Annotated in this window: 15 protein-coding genes and 1 tRNA gene; 8 read left to right on the top strand and 8 right to left on the bottom strand. The window is 51.5% G+C overall.

Going from position 1 to position 13,923, the window contains the following annotated elements:
• Window positions 1-78: 78 nt before the first annotated feature.
• The 5 genes from ACYQ3S_RS06865 to ACYQ3S_RS06845 all read right to left on the bottom strand — a co-directional run bounded on the left by ACYQ3S_RS06865 (window position 79) and on the right by ACYQ3S_RS06845 (window position 4,107).
• Window positions 79-1,122, bottom strand: a complete 1,044-nt coding sequence (locus ACYQ3S_RS06865; protein WP_459688065.1) for a flavodoxin — start codon at window positions 1,120-1,122, stop codon at window positions 79-81.
• Window positions 1,123-1,198: 76 nt separating this feature from the next.
• On the bottom strand, window positions 1,199-2,065 hold the full coding sequence (locus ACYQ3S_RS06860; protein ID WP_459688064.1) for an aldo/keto reductase: 867 nt from the start codon (window positions 2,063-2,065) through the stop codon (window positions 1,199-1,201).
• Window positions 2,066-2,186: 121 nt separating this feature from the next.
• Window positions 2,187-3,266 (bottom strand): alpha/beta hydrolase, encoded by a 1,080-nt coding sequence (locus ACYQ3S_RS06855; protein ID WP_459688062.1) that lies wholly within the window; start codon window positions 3,264-3,266, stop codon window positions 2,187-2,189.
• A 62-nt stretch (window positions 3,267-3,328) separates the two neighbouring features.
• Window positions 3,329-3,868 (bottom strand): flavodoxin family protein, encoded by a 540-nt coding sequence (locus tag ACYQ3S_RS06850; protein WP_459688061.1) that lies wholly within the window; start codon window positions 3,866-3,868, stop codon window positions 3,329-3,331.
• Between the two features lie 14 nt (window positions 3,869-3,882).
• The gene (locus tag ACYQ3S_RS06845; protein ID WP_459688060.1) at window positions 3,883-4,107 is read right to left on the bottom strand and encodes a hypothetical protein; all 225 of its coding nucleotides are present in this window, start codon (window positions 4,105-4,107) and stop codon (window positions 3,883-3,885) included.
• A 129-nt stretch (window positions 4,108-4,236) separates the two neighbouring features.
• Here ACYQ3S_RS06845 and ACYQ3S_RS06840 point away from each other — a divergent pair, with 129 nt between their 5' ends.
• A complete protein-coding gene (locus tag ACYQ3S_RS06840) occupies window positions 4,237-5,115 on the top strand; it encodes a LysR family transcriptional regulator (RefSeq protein WP_459688059.1) in 879 nt (292 codons plus the stop codon).
• Between the two features lie 116 nt (window positions 5,116-5,231).
• On the opposite strand, the gene ACYQ3S_RS06835 is transcribed toward ACYQ3S_RS06840, so the two are convergent.
• The gene (locus tag ACYQ3S_RS06835) at window positions 5,232-5,912 is read right to left on the bottom strand and encodes a helix-turn-helix transcriptional regulator (RefSeq protein WP_459688057.1); all 681 of its coding nucleotides are present in this window, start codon (window positions 5,910-5,912) and stop codon (window positions 5,232-5,234) included.
• 429 nt (window positions 5,913-6,341) lie between these two features.
• Here ACYQ3S_RS06835 and ACYQ3S_RS06830 point away from each other — a divergent pair, with 429 nt between their 5' ends.
• The 7 genes from ACYQ3S_RS06830 (at window position 6,342) to ACYQ3S_RS06800 (ending at window position 12,664) form a co-directional block, all read left to right on the top strand.
• Window positions 6,342-7,379, top strand: coding sequence for a threonine synthase (locus tag ACYQ3S_RS06830; protein WP_459688056.1), 1,038 nt, complete (start codon window positions 6,342-6,344; stop codon window positions 7,377-7,379).
• 1 nt (window position 7,380) lies between these two features.
• Window positions 7,381-7,755 carry a RidA family protein gene (locus ACYQ3S_RS06825; RefSeq protein WP_459688054.1) on the top strand — a complete coding sequence of 125 codons (375 nt, stop codon included), beginning with the start codon at window positions 7,381-7,383 and terminating at the stop codon, window positions 7,753-7,755.
• 36 nt (window positions 7,756-7,791) lie between these two features.
• Window positions 7,792-9,057 carry a dicarboxylate/amino acid:cation symporter gene (locus tag ACYQ3S_RS06820; protein WP_459688053.1) on the top strand — a complete coding sequence of 422 codons (1,266 nt, stop codon included), beginning with the start codon at window positions 7,792-7,794 and terminating at the stop codon, window positions 9,055-9,057.
• Window positions 9,058-9,132: 75 nt separating this feature from the next.
• Entirely contained in the window at window positions 9,133-10,137 is a 1,005-nt protein-coding gene (locus ACYQ3S_RS06815; RefSeq protein ID WP_459688051.1) for an asparaginase, read from the top strand.
• A gap of 564 nt (window positions 10,138-10,701) precedes the next feature.
• Window positions 10,702-10,911 (top strand): helix-turn-helix domain-containing protein, encoded by a 210-nt coding sequence (locus tag ACYQ3S_RS06810; RefSeq protein ID WP_459688049.1) that lies wholly within the window; start codon window positions 10,702-10,704, stop codon window positions 10,909-10,911.
• Entirely contained in the window at window positions 10,911-11,777 is an 867-nt protein-coding gene (locus ACYQ3S_RS06805) for a DNA-methyltransferase (RefSeq protein ID WP_459688047.1), read from the top strand. The genes ACYQ3S_RS06810 and ACYQ3S_RS06805 overlap by 1 nt, the downstream gene beginning before the upstream one ends.
• Window positions 11,777-12,664 carry a DNA methyltransferase gene (locus ACYQ3S_RS06800; RefSeq protein WP_459688045.1) on the top strand — a complete coding sequence of 296 codons (888 nt, stop codon included), beginning with the start codon at window positions 11,777-11,779 and terminating at the stop codon, window positions 12,662-12,664. Before ACYQ3S_RS06805 ends, ACYQ3S_RS06800 begins: the two co-directional genes overlap by 1 nt.
• Window positions 12,665-12,870: 206 nt before the next feature.
• On the opposite strand, the gene ACYQ3S_RS06795 is transcribed toward ACYQ3S_RS06800, so the two are convergent.
• Both ACYQ3S_RS06795 and ACYQ3S_RS06790 read right to left on the bottom strand, forming a co-directional pair.
• Window positions 12,871-13,602, bottom strand: coding sequence for an MvaI/BcnI family restriction endonuclease (locus ACYQ3S_RS06795; RefSeq protein WP_459688043.1), 732 nt, complete (start codon window positions 13,600-13,602; stop codon window positions 12,871-12,873).
• Between the two features lie 142 nt (window positions 13,603-13,744).
• Window positions 13,745-13,820: transfer RNA gene (locus ACYQ3S_RS06790), tRNA-Ala, on the bottom strand.
• Window positions 13,821-13,923 lie beyond the last annotated feature (103 nt).

Genomic DNA, 13,923 nt, shown 5'->3' with positions numbered 1-13,923 from the left:
GAACCATAAGATAAGGACAGCCCTGCCCGTGGATATATACACAGGCAGGGCTGTTCGCCTGCTTTGAAGGCGCAGCCCCTATCCGGCTAAAGAATAGGTGATCTCCACATTGCCCTCGCCCAAGTCCGCTTCCAGGGCGGAGAGGTCCCCTTCCAGCCGGCCCAAACGGGTAAAGGTCCAGGAGTTGGTGGAGTAGTAAAGCACGATGTTATTGCCCTGATACAGGATGAGATCTCCGGCCGCCGCGTCGATAGGCTCGTCGTTTTGGGGCAGGCTGGCGGGCAGCTCGCCCACCTTTTCAAACCTGCCGTAGTCATGGGCCTGTATGGTGAGTGAGCCGCCGTTTTCGGCCAGAAGCGCCGCGAAAGCAGCGGCGGAGGTGTTATCCGCCAAGGCCGCGGTATAGGTGTGTCCGTTAAAGGATACCTGAAGCTGGTCAGCGGCTTGCGCGTCCGCTGCATGCAGGTGCAGGTCCTCCGCCCAGCCGGCGATGTCGTCAGGGGAGACTGCGCCGGAAAAACGTTTGCCCTCCAGCCAGACCGCGCCCTCCGTCAGCTCCGGCAGACCCGTGTTGCTGTATGCGCTGCCGCCGGAGGTACAGAAGCCTGCCACGGTTTTGCCGCTCCAGTCGTAGCTTTCCGCGAAGGTTCGCATGATCTTGGGCGGGATGCCCCACCAGATCGGATGCCCCAGCAGCACCACATCGTAGGACGCCCAGTTCTCCACGACGCAGCCGCTGGCAATCGCGGGACGGGCGATTTTGTCCTGCTGCTCGGCATTGGCGCGGCAGTCGCTGTTATAATCCAGGTCAGCGGCCGTATAGGGCTGCGCCGGCAGAATTTCAAAAAGGTCCGCGTTTAAGGATTGGGCAAGGGTTTCCGCAACGTCCCTCGTTGTTCCGGTGGCGGAGAAATAGGCGACCAGAACCCGACCGCCCGTTTCGGCGCCGGTGTTTCCCTCCGGCGTGTTCTGCACGCCGGAACTCTGATCGCTGCCGGATACCGCCGAAGAACCCGCGCCGTTTTCCGGAAGCGGCGCTCCGTCTGAATTGGTGGGGCTGCCGCAGGCCGCGCAGGAAGCGGCCAGAACAAGCGACAGAAAAAAGCTGAAAATACGTTCCATGAGCATATCCTCCTGTTGACAAGGGTGTGTCGTTTCCGTCTTTGTGTGCGCCGCGCGTGCAAGGCCGGCGCAGCGGTTACAGGCTGGTCAGCACCGGATTGCGCAGGTAGTCGTATACCCGACGCACTTCGCTGGGGCGGTGGGGGTCCAGCATGGAGGGCTGGCCGCGGTCGAGCGCGGCGATTTGGACGAGGTCGTCCATGTCCAGCATGAAATCCCACACGTCCAGATTTTCCTCCAGCCGCTCTCGGTGGACGCTTTTGGGGATGACGGCCACGCCCCGTTGGATATCCCAGCGCAGGATGACCTGCGCCACGCTTTTGCCGTGCTTGTGGGCGATTGACGTCAGCACAGGATCGGTGAACATGCCGTGCATGCCCTCGGCAAAGGGCGCCCAGGCCTGGGGCTGCACGCCCAGCTCGGCCATGATGCGCAGCTCCTCCTCCCGCTGGAAGTGGGGATGGCGCTCGATCTGGTTGACCATAGGCTGGATATCCGCATTCCAGCACAGATCCATCAGTCGGGCGGCGTCAAAGTTGCACACGCCGATGGCCCGCACCTTTCCGGTCTGGTACAGCTCCTCCATGGCGCGCCACGCGCCATAGTAATCGCCGAAGGGCATGTGGATGAGGTACAGGTCCAGATAGTCCAGCCCCAGCTTCTGCAGGGACTCGGCAAACGCCGCTTTGGTCTTTTCATAGCCCATCTGGTGAATGTACGCCTTGGTGGTGACGAACAGCTCCTCCCGCGGGACGCCGGCGGCGCGGATCGCCGCGCCTACCGCCTGCTCATTCTGGTATGAACTGGCGGTATCGATGAGCCGGTAGCCCGCGCCGAGCGCGGTCTGAACGGTCCGGCGGCATACCTCCCCGTCGGTGACCTGGAAGACCCCGAAGCCTTCCAGTGGCATGGTCACGCCGTTGGACAGTTTGACGGTCTGCATTATTTTGCTCCTTTCCGGGCTGCCTGCCCGCAGACAGCCTCCGGACCGGCGGCTGGTCCGGAAGCAGTTGTTATACTTACGCACGTTGCCTCATACGGCCGGATAGGGGCCGCAGGCCTGCTTACAGCAGGGCGTCTTTGAAGAATGTCTCGACCTGATCGAACGGGATTTTGGATACATCGTCGTACAGATCCACATGGTTGGCGCCCGCCACGATCGACAGCTCCCCGTTTTCGCCAAGCTGCGCATAGACCAGCTCGCTCAGGCCGCGCGACATGGCGTTTTCACCGGCGAGAAGCAGGACCGGCCGGGGAGAGAGGGTGTCCAGGTGCGCCAGCAGGCTGTAATTGGCAAACGCGCTCTCGCTGGTGGTGGTAAAGTTCGCGCGGGCGCGGGGATGGAAGCCGCGTTCGGTGGCGTAGAAGGAATAAAATTCCGCGTTCATGGGGTCCAGCCCCTCAGGGATGTCCGCGGTGGGTTCCTCCGGATAGGAGGGGATATACTCCGGCTCGCCGTTTGCAAAGTCCGTCCAGCGCTGCGCGCTCAGTCGTTCCAGCAGGGCGGTGCGCTCCTCGGGCGTCAGGCCGGCATAGTTGCCGCTGATATCCACCATGCTGGCGGTGGCCACCGCTTTGATGCGGGTATCTACTTGGGCGGCGGAAAGGGCGAAGCCGCCGGAGCCGCAGATGCCGATGGCGCCGATCTGCTCCCGATCCACATACGGGAGGGAGCCCAGGTAATCCACACCAGCGCTGAAATCCTCGGTAAAGATATCCGGAGAGGATACATGACGGGGTTCACCGCCGCTTTCCCCATTGAAAGAGGGATCGAACGTCAGCACCACAAAGCCGCGCTGGGACAGCTCGTTGGCCCACACGCCGGAACCCTGCTCTTTGACACCGCCGTAAGGCGGGCCGATCACCAGCGCGGGATAGGTCTGGGACTCGTCCAGCGTCTTGGGGGTATAAAGGTCGCCGGAAAGCTCGATACCGTAACGGTTGGCATAGGTGACAGGGGTGCGGACGACGTTTTCGTTCAGGTCAAAGATATAGTGCTCTGTCTCGGCGGTTTCCGATGCCTGCGCCGGTGAGGTATCCGGCGATGCGCTCTGCCCGACGGAGGAGGCTGTGTTTTGTGTGCCGCAGCCGGCAGTGGTCAGCAACAGCGCGGTAGCGGCAAAAAGGCTTGTCAGTTTTTTCATGGCTCGATCTCCTTTTCCTTTAATATTTGTGGAACATGGAGCGGTGCATTAGCCAGCCCGCTTTACACGTTCCGGCCCATTTCACAGGCTTCCGCCAGCTTGGCGTCCAGATGCGCCATCTCGCCGGGCGCGTCGGCACCGCCGCCGCGGACCACGCCGGCCAGGCGGGCCTGCTCGAAGCAGGCGATCCAGCCCTCCAGCCCGTGAACGGGTCCGTCCGAGGCGCTGTCCTCCGCCTCGGCAGAGGCGGTCAGCAGATAGATGTCCCGAAAGGCGTAGTCTGCAGAAAAGAGCGGATTGGCACGGTCCAGCAGGGTCTTCATCTGGCCGGACATCTCGTAGTAGTAGACCGGCGTGGCAAAACAGATCACGTCCGCCCGCCCCATCTTTTCCACGATTGCGTTCGCGTCGTCCCGAATCGAACAGACGGGGGACTGCAGGCAGGCCATGCAGCCGGTACAGAAACGAAGCTCTTTGCCGCGCAGGGAAACGGTTTCCACCTGATGCCCGGCCGCCCGCGCGCCCGCGGCAAACTGCTCCGCCAGCAGGTCGGAATTGCTGTGCAGGCGCAGGCTGGTGGAAATAATCAGTACATTTTTCATCTCGATATCACTCCTTATGGCAATTCTTTGCGCAGGGTATGGATGAGCAGATCCAGCAGGTCGATGCGCCGCTGCGCCTGGTGCAGATCGCCCAGCAGACGGACGCGTTGGCCGGTCAGCAGGTGAAGCTGGCGGCTCCGGCACTCCTTTCCGGCGCAGGCGAGGATTTGCTCCCGCACCTCCGGCGGCACGTTGCAGGTTTTCAGGCAGTCCGCAAGCATCTGGTAGGATAGTTCCATCCGATTCCCTTCTTTCCTGCTACCATCATAATCCAGATACAGAAAAATGACAAACGGTTATTTAGAATGATTTATTATCGTTGACAGGAATGATAAAAAGAGGTAGACTGAAAAAAGGAGGCGGCAAGCATGATTGAGACCAGACTGCTTCGGTACTTTTTGACGATCGCCAGGGAGCAGAATATTACCAAAGCGGCGGAGGCTCTGCATGTCACCCAGTCCACGCTGTCCAAGCAGATGATGGAGCTGGAGGACCGGCTGAGGAAGCAGCTTTTGATTCGGGGAAAGCGCCGCGTCACGCTGACCGAAGAGGGACAGTTCCTGCGCAAGCAGGCGCAGGAGATTATGGAGCTGATGGACAAAACGGAGTCCGCCTTTTTGTCCGGTGACAGCATTGTGGGCGGCGATGTATATCTGGGCTGTGCTGAAACGCAGGCCATGAGCGAGATCGCGGCGGTTTTCCAATCTATCCATGCGGAGTATCCCCGCGTGCAGTTCCACATCTTCAGCGGCGACGCGGAGGCGGTAATGGAGCGGCTGGACAAGGGCTTGCTGGATATCGGCATCCTGCAGGATCCGGCCGTTTATGAACGGTTTGAATATACGCGTCTGCGGCTCAAGGACGTATTCGGGCTGCTGATGCCGCGGGATTGCGCGCTTGCCCAAAAGAAAGCCGTCACACTGGACGATCTGGAAGGCCTGCCGCTGATTTTTTCCCAGCAGACCCATCACGGCCCTTCGCGGACCGAGTGGTTCGGAAGGCGGTATGAGCAGTATCGCATCGTCGCGACGTATAATCTGCTTTACAATGCCACGCATCTGGTGGAGCAGGGAATCGGCTATGCTTTCTGTCTGGATGGGCTGACGGATACCAAGAACCGGAACCTGACGTTCCGCCCGTTCGTCCCGCCGCTGGAGGCAGGGCTTGTAGCGGTTTCCAAAAAGTATCAGCCCTTTTCACCGGCGGCCAAGGTGTTTATGGAACGGCTGAAGGAAGCATTCCTTTGATTGGAAATGGCGCGGCTGCCGGTGAAACGTAAAAACATCCTCAGAACTTGATGTTCTGAGGATGTTTTTTTATGTATTTGCGGCAGGATGCCTATGCGTACATATGGGATGACCGGTTAAGTATTAGCAGGTTCATTCCGATCCTTTTCCGGATGCTTATTGCGCACTTCATCCAGATAATTATAAATCGTTACCCGTGACACATTCAACCGTTCCGCAATTTTATCGACAGCCCCTTTGACCAGAAATACACCCTTCTTATCCATAAAATCAATGATCTCCAGATTGTCTTTTTTCTTGAAGCCGGAAGTATCGTCCGAACCGATAATGTTGTCAATAAGCTTGTCAACAATGGAAGTGACTTCATCAAATTTCACAGAAGAGTCCGGTTCGGTTACCGTTGGATTTTCGTTGACATCGGGCAGGAATTCGGTAAGCATAGCAAAGGCTTGATAAAACATGGTCAGATCGATATTGATGCAGAGCATGCCGATCACAACGTCGTTTTCATCCCGTATTAAGGAAGAGGAAGATTTGATCTTTTTCTTATCAAATTCAAAGATATAATTCGATACACGGTCGTTATCAAACTTGCTGTTGAGCAGCACCTGCTTAATCAGGTGTTCGAAAGACTGCCCAGGGGTGCGTCCGGTTACTTTGTTGTTGGCAACGTATATAACGGAATTTTGCGGATGCGTTAAATCGTGTACGACTACCTCGCAGCAGCTGCCGAATGTTTCCGCCAACATGTCGGCGACGGGGAAAAAATTTTGTAGGATTTTATTCATAAAAGTCATAGCCCTTTTCCTGTATATGATAATTCTATTATACACTGAAAAAAAGTGAAATCAACCAAAGGATTTGTTTATAAGAAATTAAACTGCGCTTTCTCTTTGAAAGAAGGGCTATGCACGGCATAATCAAATAGATTGGCAGCATATGTTTATTTTCAATAAAGATAATATAGAAAATTAATAAATTATAAAGGTGATATTCTGCATAATGACGAAATTTTAACTATAAATTAAAAATTATTGATTAATCATCTTTAATATTTTATAATGAAAGCAACAAAAACTTAATTTTTTATAAACTTTCTGGCTGCGCAGGAAACTGCAATTTCCGAAGGAGGAGGAATGGCGATCATGAAATTTATATGCCGGAACTGCAATCGTGAATATCCGGAGGATGAACTGCGGTGGCGGTGCGATTGCGGGGGCTATCTGATGGCGGACTACTCGGCCCCGATCAGCAAAGAAGATATTAAAGCGGATCGCTTTAATATGTGGCGGTATGATACGGCCTATCCCATTTCGTATGAGGAACTGTCCGTCACGTTTGACGAAGGGCTGACCCCGTTGGTCAAGGTTCCCGATTCCCCCTGCAGGCTTCGGGCTAAAATGGATAATCTGATGCCGACAGGGTCGTTTAAGGACCGGGGAACGGTCATGGTGGTAAATTACCTGCTAAAGCATGGCGTGACGCAGATAACCGAGGATTCCTCGGGCAACGCAGGGGCGTCTGTCGCAGGGTATTGTGCCTTAGGGAAAATAGACTGTGAAATATACATACCCAAAGGCACCTCGTACGGAAAAACCGTCCAGATCCGCTCCTATGGGGCAAAGGTGCATGAGGTGGAGGGAACGCGCGAAGCCGTTGCGGCTGCAGCGCAAAAAAGAAGCCGTTCCTACGCGGGCCACAATTGGCATCCCCTGTTTATCGAGGGGACCAAGTCGCTGGCCTATGAATTATGGGAACAGAATCATTTTGAAGCGCCGGAGAACATAGTTGCTGTTGCCGGTAATGGAAGCACGATCCTGGGCCTTTATTACGGCTTCAAAAACCTGCTCGACAATCGGCAAATTGAAAAAATGCCAAGGTTGTTTGCGGTTCAGGCATTAAACTGTAATCCGATCTACCGCATGTACAAAGGGATTGCCGCCGGCCAGCCGTTTGCAAAAACAGTAGCCGAAGGCATTGCGCTCGCCGCGCCGAACAAAGGGATGCTGGTGGTGAATGCTGTGCGGGATACAGGGGGAGAGGTCCTGTGCGCGGACGAATCGGAAATCGTTGCGGCCTTAAAAGAAACCGCAGCTCAGGGCTTCTTTGTGGAACCGACGTCGGCAACGGCTTACGCCGGAATCAAACAGTTGGCTGCAAGAGGCGTTTTGGGACGGCAGGATGATGTTATCATGATCGTTTCGGGGAACGGACTCAAAGCAAGCGTGGAAATCACAGAATTATATAAAAAAGGAGTGGATTGATATGCAGTTTTTTCAAACGAATGACGCCCTGAAGCCCAACGGACACTACTCGCAGGCTATCGAGCACAATGGAACGGTGTACTGTTCCGGAATCTTACCCTTTGACAGAACGACCGGAGCGTTTGTAAACGGGGATATTGTGACGCAGTGCAAGGTGGTGTTCCAAAACCTTGAAGCGATTTTGCAGGCAAGCGGAACGTCCAAGGAGCGCGTCATCAAAACAACGGTATATATACCGGATATTGGCTTGTGGGGGCAGGTGGATGCCCTTTATAGTGATTTTTTCGGCGGGCATAAGCCTTGCAGAAGTATAGTCCCCACAAACACGCTGCATTACAATTCGAATATTGAAATGGAGGTCGTTGCGGTAAGGTAGATGCGGTTCACAAAAAATGATTAGGAGGGTTTTTAGATGAAGTTTTACAAAAATCTGAGTATGGCAAATAAGATCTTGCTACTCATGGTGGTCGGTCTGGTTTTTGGATTTCTTTTTAAGGGATATTATAGCTACTGGAGTCAGGTCACAACCCCGATCGGAGATATTTTTCTCCGCCTTTTGAAGATGACCATTCTCCCCTTGGTTTTCTTCTCTATCATATCCGGTATTTCCAGTATCGCGGATATGAAGAAGCTGAAGAAAATAGGCGGCCGCTTCCTGGTCTTTTGGGCGATCGCGTCAGTGCTGTCCGCGCTTGCCGGCATCTTCTGGGCGTACATAATCAAGCCGGGCGTTGGGGTTTCCATTGAAGCGCCGGCAGAGGAATACTCGACGGAAGGCGTCAGCATTATTGAAAGCCTGGTAGGCTGGGTGCCGGAAAATGTCTTTGAAGCTTTTGTTAATTTCAATCTGATTCAGGTTATTGTTTTTGCCATGTTCCTCGGCATCGCCATTACGCTGATGCCGGAGGGCAGCGTCAAGAGCGGCCTGTCCAAAGCCTTTGATGCGGGCAATACACTGATGAACCGCGTTATTGAAATTGTTATGGGATTTTCTCCGATCGGCGTCCTGTGCCTGATGGCGAATGTGGCGGGAAGCCTGGGAAGCGAAGTCCTTGGCGCGCTTGGCAAAATGCTGCTCACCCAGTATATAGCATATGCGACTCTGATCGTTATTGTATTCCCTGCGATCCTTCTGCTGATCGCAAGAGTCAACCCAATCAAGCATTTCAAAAATATATTCCCCGTCATGATTATGGCGTTTTCGTCCTGCAGCTCTTCGCTGACGCTGCCGATGACCATGAAGTGTACAAAGGAACGCTGCGGCGTACCGTCGGAAAATGTAGACCTGATCGCGCCGCCGGCAGCCACCATCAATATGCAGGCATGCTGTGCGGAAATGCCGATCTATGCTATTTTTGCCGCGCAGCTATTTGGTCGCGATTATGATGTGGGCGAGCTGATTGTTATCATCATTATGGGATGCGTGATGGCAGCCGGCGCGGCAGGCGTCCCGGGCGGCGGCATTATGATGTCCGCTATCATGATGCAAACCATGGGACTCCCGCTGACGATCGTTCCGTGGGTAGCGGGTATCTACCGCCTGATCGACATGCCGAATACCACGTTGAACGTTACGGGAGATACTGTGGGAATGGTTACGGTATCTGCGCTGCTGGGTGATTTGGATAGAGACACATTCAATGCGGAAAAGCCCAATTTCATTAGCGATAAGAAGTAGAGAAAAGGGGCGCGGTGTGCGTGCAGGCGGCCCGAACAAATGGCAGGGAAATGACAGAAGAAAGGCGAGTGGACTATGAAACGTATTTTGATGCTTACGACCGGCGGCACGATCGCTTCGGAAGCAGGAGAAGACGGCCTGGTACCCAAGACGACCGGACAGCAAATGCTTGAGATCATTCCGGAATTGGCAGACCTCTGTGAAATAGACTGTACGGATCTGATCAATTTGGACAGTACGAACATCCAGCCGGAGGAATGGGCGATCATGGCGCGGGCGGCCTTCGAAGGGATGCAGAAGTACGATGGCATCGTGATTACGCATGGAACGGACACAATGGCCTACAGCGCGGCCGCGCTGGCAACCATGCTGACCAACCCGACCGTACCGGTGGTGCTGACGGGCTCGGTATTTCCCATCGGTGCAGAAAAAACAGATGCCAAGAAAAATATCTACGATGCTTTTCTTGCCGCGATGCATATTCCAGCCGGAATTTATCTTGTGTTTGACGGACGGGTGATCGATGGATTGTATGCCTCCAAGGTCCGCAGTGCCGGTCTGGACGCCTTTGTCAGCGTAAATCGCCCCTATGCCGGTAAAATAGAGGACGGCAAGCTGGTCTTGAGAGATGCGGAACCGCAAGCAACGCAAGGGGAAGCTGCGCTGGATGAACGCTTTGACCCGAAAGTCCTGCTGTTTAAGCTGATTCCAGGCTTTGATCCGGAATTACTGCGGATGGCGGCGACGCTTGGCTACCGTGGGGTTATATTGGAAAGCTTCGGCCCTGGAGGATTGACTTACTATCGAAGAAATTTAATTCCGGCCGTAGAAGAACTTATATCCGCCGGTATTGTGGTTGCAGTCACCACGCAATGCCTGTATGACGGGTGTGACATGAATACCTATGAGGTTGGGGTCAAGGCGTTAAAGGCAGGCGTGATCCCCACTGGCGATCTGACGACGGAAGCGCTTGTCGTCCGCATGATGACAGCCTTGGGACGGTGGCAGGACCAGGAGAAGATCGCGGCGTTTGTACAGGGAGAGCGGGGATATATTGATCGTGAAACACCGCTGACATAAGAGAACGGGCATCGGGCCGTGCATTTTTGCAGGTCCGATGCCCTGTTGCTATAACTGTGCATGATAGATAGTAACGCAATCAGAATAGTGAAAGATATAATTAAAGAACGAATCGCTACCGGCATATACCTTTTCGGAGAGATGATTTAAAAAAAGAAAATTATCGAAGATCTTTCGGTCAGCCGGACACTGTTCAGAGGGGCCTGTGGTTAAAGGACTTTCGCGAACATATAACGACTCCTGTCAGCGGCGGGCGTTGGCAAGTTTTTTGCCGCGAATGGGAGGAGAAAGAGCGGCTGGGAAAGATGCCCAGCCGCTCGTGCTGTCTTATTTGCGTTGTGCTCTCATAAAAGTGCATCAAGATTGCGACGGCCTGCATGCGGATACACGAGGCATGCGGTGCAAAAGCGGCGCCGCGCGCGTCCAACATGATGACACCGCATATAAAGCAAAATTCCTGCAAAAGAGAGATTGGTATGCGACTGCCTGATTGACAATCAGATGTTGCTATATCGTGACATTTAGTGTATAATACATGACATTGCTGAGGGGGAGGTATCGCAAATGGCTGTTAGTTATGATAATCTCTGGAAATTACTGATAGATAAAAAACTCAAGCGGACTGATTTGAAGCAGTTGTGTGGAATCAGCAGTAACGTTCTTGCCAAGCTGGGCAAAAATGAGCCGGTATCTATTGATTCGCTTGAAAAGATTTGCTTATCCTTAAACTGCCAAATTGAAGAAATCATGCAAATAGTGGAGGATAATAAGTGATGGAGCACTTTATTAAGTGTGGAGATACGTTGGATTTAATCAAGTCGATTCCCAAGAATTCAATCGATTTGCTGGTTACATCACCTCCTTATTGGGCAAAGCGTGTTTATAATGGCGAGGGCGAAATCGGTTCTGAAAAAACACCGGAGGCATATGTTGCTCGACTTGCGGATTTTTTTGATGAGTTAAAGCCGTATCTGAAAAATGAAGCAAATGTTTTTATCAATATAGGGGACACGTTCTTTGGTTCTGGAGCAGGAGCATGGAAGAAATACCTTGACGGGGAAGGAAATGTTACGGAAGTACAGAAGGAACGAAAGGAAAAGTTTTTTACAACTAAGCCGCTTCAGCCCAAAATCAAGCAAAACGGAAAACTATATCAAAACAAACAGCTTTTGCTGATACCGTCACGGTTTGCCATTGAAATGCAGGAGCACGGCTGGCTCCTGAGAGATGACATTATTTGGCATAAGCCGAACCGTATACCTGCAAGCGTTACCGATCGATTCAATAATACATATGAGCATGTTTTTCATTTCACGCTAAAGAAGAAATACTTTTTTGATCTTGACGCTGTAAAGGTTTTAGGACAAAACGGCAAAATGAAAAATCCGGGAGATGTATGGTCGATCAATACGCAACCCCTGAGTGGAGATCATACTGCAACTTTTCCAGAGAGCTTGGTTGAACAGGTTGTAAAATGTGGTTCTCCGGCCGGCGGAACGGTTTTTGATCCGTTCCTTGGAACTGGCACAACATGGGTGGTATGTGAACGATTAGGAAGAAAATGTATTGGCTTTGAAATCAACGAAGGATACTTCAATTTTGCGAGCCAAAGATTTAGGGAGGCAAAAGACAAGCGGTAATGGCCGATTATATTGAAATAAATAGCGAACGACTTTGTGGCTGCAAAAAAGGATATCTCTCCTGTGTTGAAGCAAGAGAATGGATGAAAAATCAGATTGGGGTATGGAATTTTAATTATGAACCTCGTGATGTTCGGGATAAAACAGTACACCCTGCTGTGTTTCCGATTAGCCTTGCAACAAGAGTAATAGAACAATTTACCCATAAAGGGGAACTCGTTTTAGATCCTTTCTGCGGTTCGGGAACAACACTTGTTGCAGCACAGGACCTTGAAAGAAACTGTATTGGAATTGACCTGAAGCAAGAATACGTTGATTTGTCAAATAGTCGTGTTGACAATGAAAAAAACGGCAATCCGTGCAAGCAAATTGCTGTCTGCAGAGATGCAAGAACGCTTTCTGAGGTGGTCAGGCCCGGGACAGTCAAGCTATCACTCACATCCCCGCCGTATGCCAATATTTTAAATAGAGAAAGAAAAAACAAGAGCAGACGCGGCGATTTAAGAGAAAATAAACAATATCTCAAGGTGGAGCAGTACAGTCAGGACGAACGAGACTTGGGAACGCTCTCTGCTGAACAGTTTGAAACGGCGATTTGCGAAATTTATTCATCAATGAAGCCTGTCTTTTCGGAAAAGGCCCATGCCCTGATTAATATTACAGACGCGTGGATTGATGGAAAAAGGGTGCCGCTGCATATCAATATCATTAATGCACTTGTAAAGGCGGGGTATGAATTTAGAAATACAATCATCTGGGACAGAAGAAATCTGGTAAATAGGATCGGTATTTTTGGTTGGCCGAGCAGTTACATCACAATGGGAACGACATTTGAATATATTCTTGATTTTACGCTCCCAGCCGAGCCTCAATCAGCACAAAAGTAAAAGCAGACAGTCTCATTTTTGTGGATGAGGCTGTCTGCTTTTTATATAATGATGAATGACGTGTTTTCCTATAGAATGGGTTTGCAAATTGCAGAATTTCAAATTTTGTTCCGTAGATGTGTCCGGTGGGACATTCCCAGTGCGAATACGTTATCTCGAGTCTGACCCGCAGAAATATGGTGCTTTCTCCCTTTGCTCTGACGTTCTTACAGGACTCGCTCAACGCTTTCAAACAAAGCGGAAAGTTTTTTTACTGGTATACGGATATGCGGCCCTCTGTCATGCGGGGCTTTTTTTCCGAACTCGTTTGTTGGTTGATCTATGCACAACTCCATTACTACCGCACCGCTGCTTATAGCGTCGTAAATGTTTTTGGGCGAACTTAAAATGTAGGCTTCAATGAAATGAAATTGTTCGTATTTTGAGTTGGCTGGCCCTTGCGTTTCTGCAAGAACGAATAGTACCTGATTGATTTTTCCTTTCCCGCCTGTTAGATCCCAGGTTGCCAGGTATTCCTCTTCGTGATAGAGACACACTTCGGATACACCCTGCGCGCGCAGAGTAAAACCAAGGCGATTAAACTTATTTCCGTAAATGGTTGTAAAGAGTTTACGCTTCAAAGAGCCGTCTCTGTTTGACGGCTTCTCGTAACTAATGCGGTCAAAGATTTGCCTGGGAGTCATTCCGGAAGTTGATGTTTGGTGAAATAGGGTTAACTTACTGGTTTTTCCCTTTTTCTTGCGCATTCCTTTCAGCTCATATGTGCCTAAATCAGCAAGATGAAGGTTGTTTTCGGCAACACCAAATTCGCGTTCGAGTATTTGCCCCACAATTCCGTCATCAGCCCGAAACATACCTTGGGGAACGGGAATGAATCCTTTGGAATTGATTTCTTTCAGCCGTTCTATCACAGCCCCTTTGGTCCAGATATCAGCCATTGCAGTTCCTCGCTTTCTATGAATCGTTTGTCTTTTTTGTGGCTCTGCGGGCTCTGTTGCAGCCAGTCCCCTGCATGCTTAGGTGAAAATTGGGCATAAGCTAAAAAATCCTTATTTTATCTTCCGATAAAATAAGGATTTATGGTGGACCTGAAGAGATTCGAACTCTCGACCTCTCGGATGCGAACCGAACGCTCTCCCAACTGAGCTACAGGCCCAAATATGAAAAATTTTCTGTTCTTGGGCGCATCTGGCTAACTGCCCTTGACAAGTAATAATTATACATGTAGAATGGGAACATGTCAAGCATTTTTTTAAACG

This window comes from Agathobaculum sp. TL06 (assembly GCF_054658635.1).
Note: the sequence above shows the minus strand (reverse complement) of the source record. Positions and strands in the feature narration are given on the sequence as shown.

Bases quoted from the DNA above. Each gene is read 5' to 3' on its own strand.
- ACYQ3S_RS06810 (WP_459688049.1), top strand. From the start codon at position 10,702: ATGGCTGTTAGTTATGATAATCTCTGGAAATTACTGATAGATAAAAAA.
- ACYQ3S_RS06820 (WP_459688053.1), top strand. From the start codon at position 7,792: ATGAAGTTTTACAAAAATCTGAGTATGGCAAATAAGATCTTGCTACTC.
- ACYQ3S_RS06850 (WP_459688061.1), bottom strand. From the start codon at position 3,868: ATGAAAAATGTACTGATTATTTCCACCAGCCTGCGCCTGCACAGCAAT.
- ACYQ3S_RS06795 (WP_459688043.1), bottom strand. From the start codon at position 13,602: ATGGCTGATATCTGGACCAAAGGGGCTGTGATAGAACGGCTGAAAGAA.
- ACYQ3S_RS06860 (WP_459688064.1), bottom strand. From the start codon at position 2,065: ATGCAGACCGTCAAACTGTCCAACGGCGTGACCATGCCACTGGAAGGC.
- ACYQ3S_RS06845 (WP_459688060.1), bottom strand. From the start codon at position 4,107: ATGGAACTATCCTACCAGATGCTTGCGGACTGCCTGAAAACCTGCAAC.
- ACYQ3S_RS06830 (WP_459688056.1), top strand. From the start codon at position 6,342: ATGGCGGACTACTCGGCCCCGATCAGCAAAGAAGATATTAAAGCGGAT.
- ACYQ3S_RS06855 (WP_459688062.1), bottom strand. From the start codon at position 3,266: ATGAAAAAACTGACAAGCCTTTTTGCCGCTACCGCGCTGTTGCTGACC.
- ACYQ3S_RS06865 (WP_459688065.1), bottom strand. From the start codon at position 1,122: ATGGAACGTATTTTCAGCTTTTTTCTGTCGCTTGTTCTGGCCGCTTCC.
- ACYQ3S_RS06815 (WP_459688051.1), top strand. From the start codon at position 9,133: ATGAAACGTATTTTGATGCTTACGACCGGCGGCACGATCGCTTCGGAA.
- ACYQ3S_RS06840 (WP_459688059.1), top strand. From the start codon at position 4,237: ATGATTGAGACCAGACTGCTTCGGTACTTTTTGACGATCGCCAGGGAG.
- ACYQ3S_RS06800 (WP_459688045.1), top strand. From the start codon at position 11,777: ATGGCCGATTATATTGAAATAAATAGCGAACGACTTTGTGGCTGCAAA.
- ACYQ3S_RS06825 (WP_459688054.1), top strand. From the start codon at position 7,381: ATGCAGTTTTTTCAAACGAATGACGCCCTGAAGCCCAACGGACACTAC.
- ACYQ3S_RS06835 (WP_459688057.1), bottom strand. From the start codon at position 5,912: ATGACTTTTATGAATAAAATCCTACAAAATTTTTTCCCCGTCGCCGAC.
- ACYQ3S_RS06805 (WP_459688047.1), top strand. From the start codon at position 10,911: ATGGAGCACTTTATTAAGTGTGGAGATACGTTGGATTTAATCAAGTCG.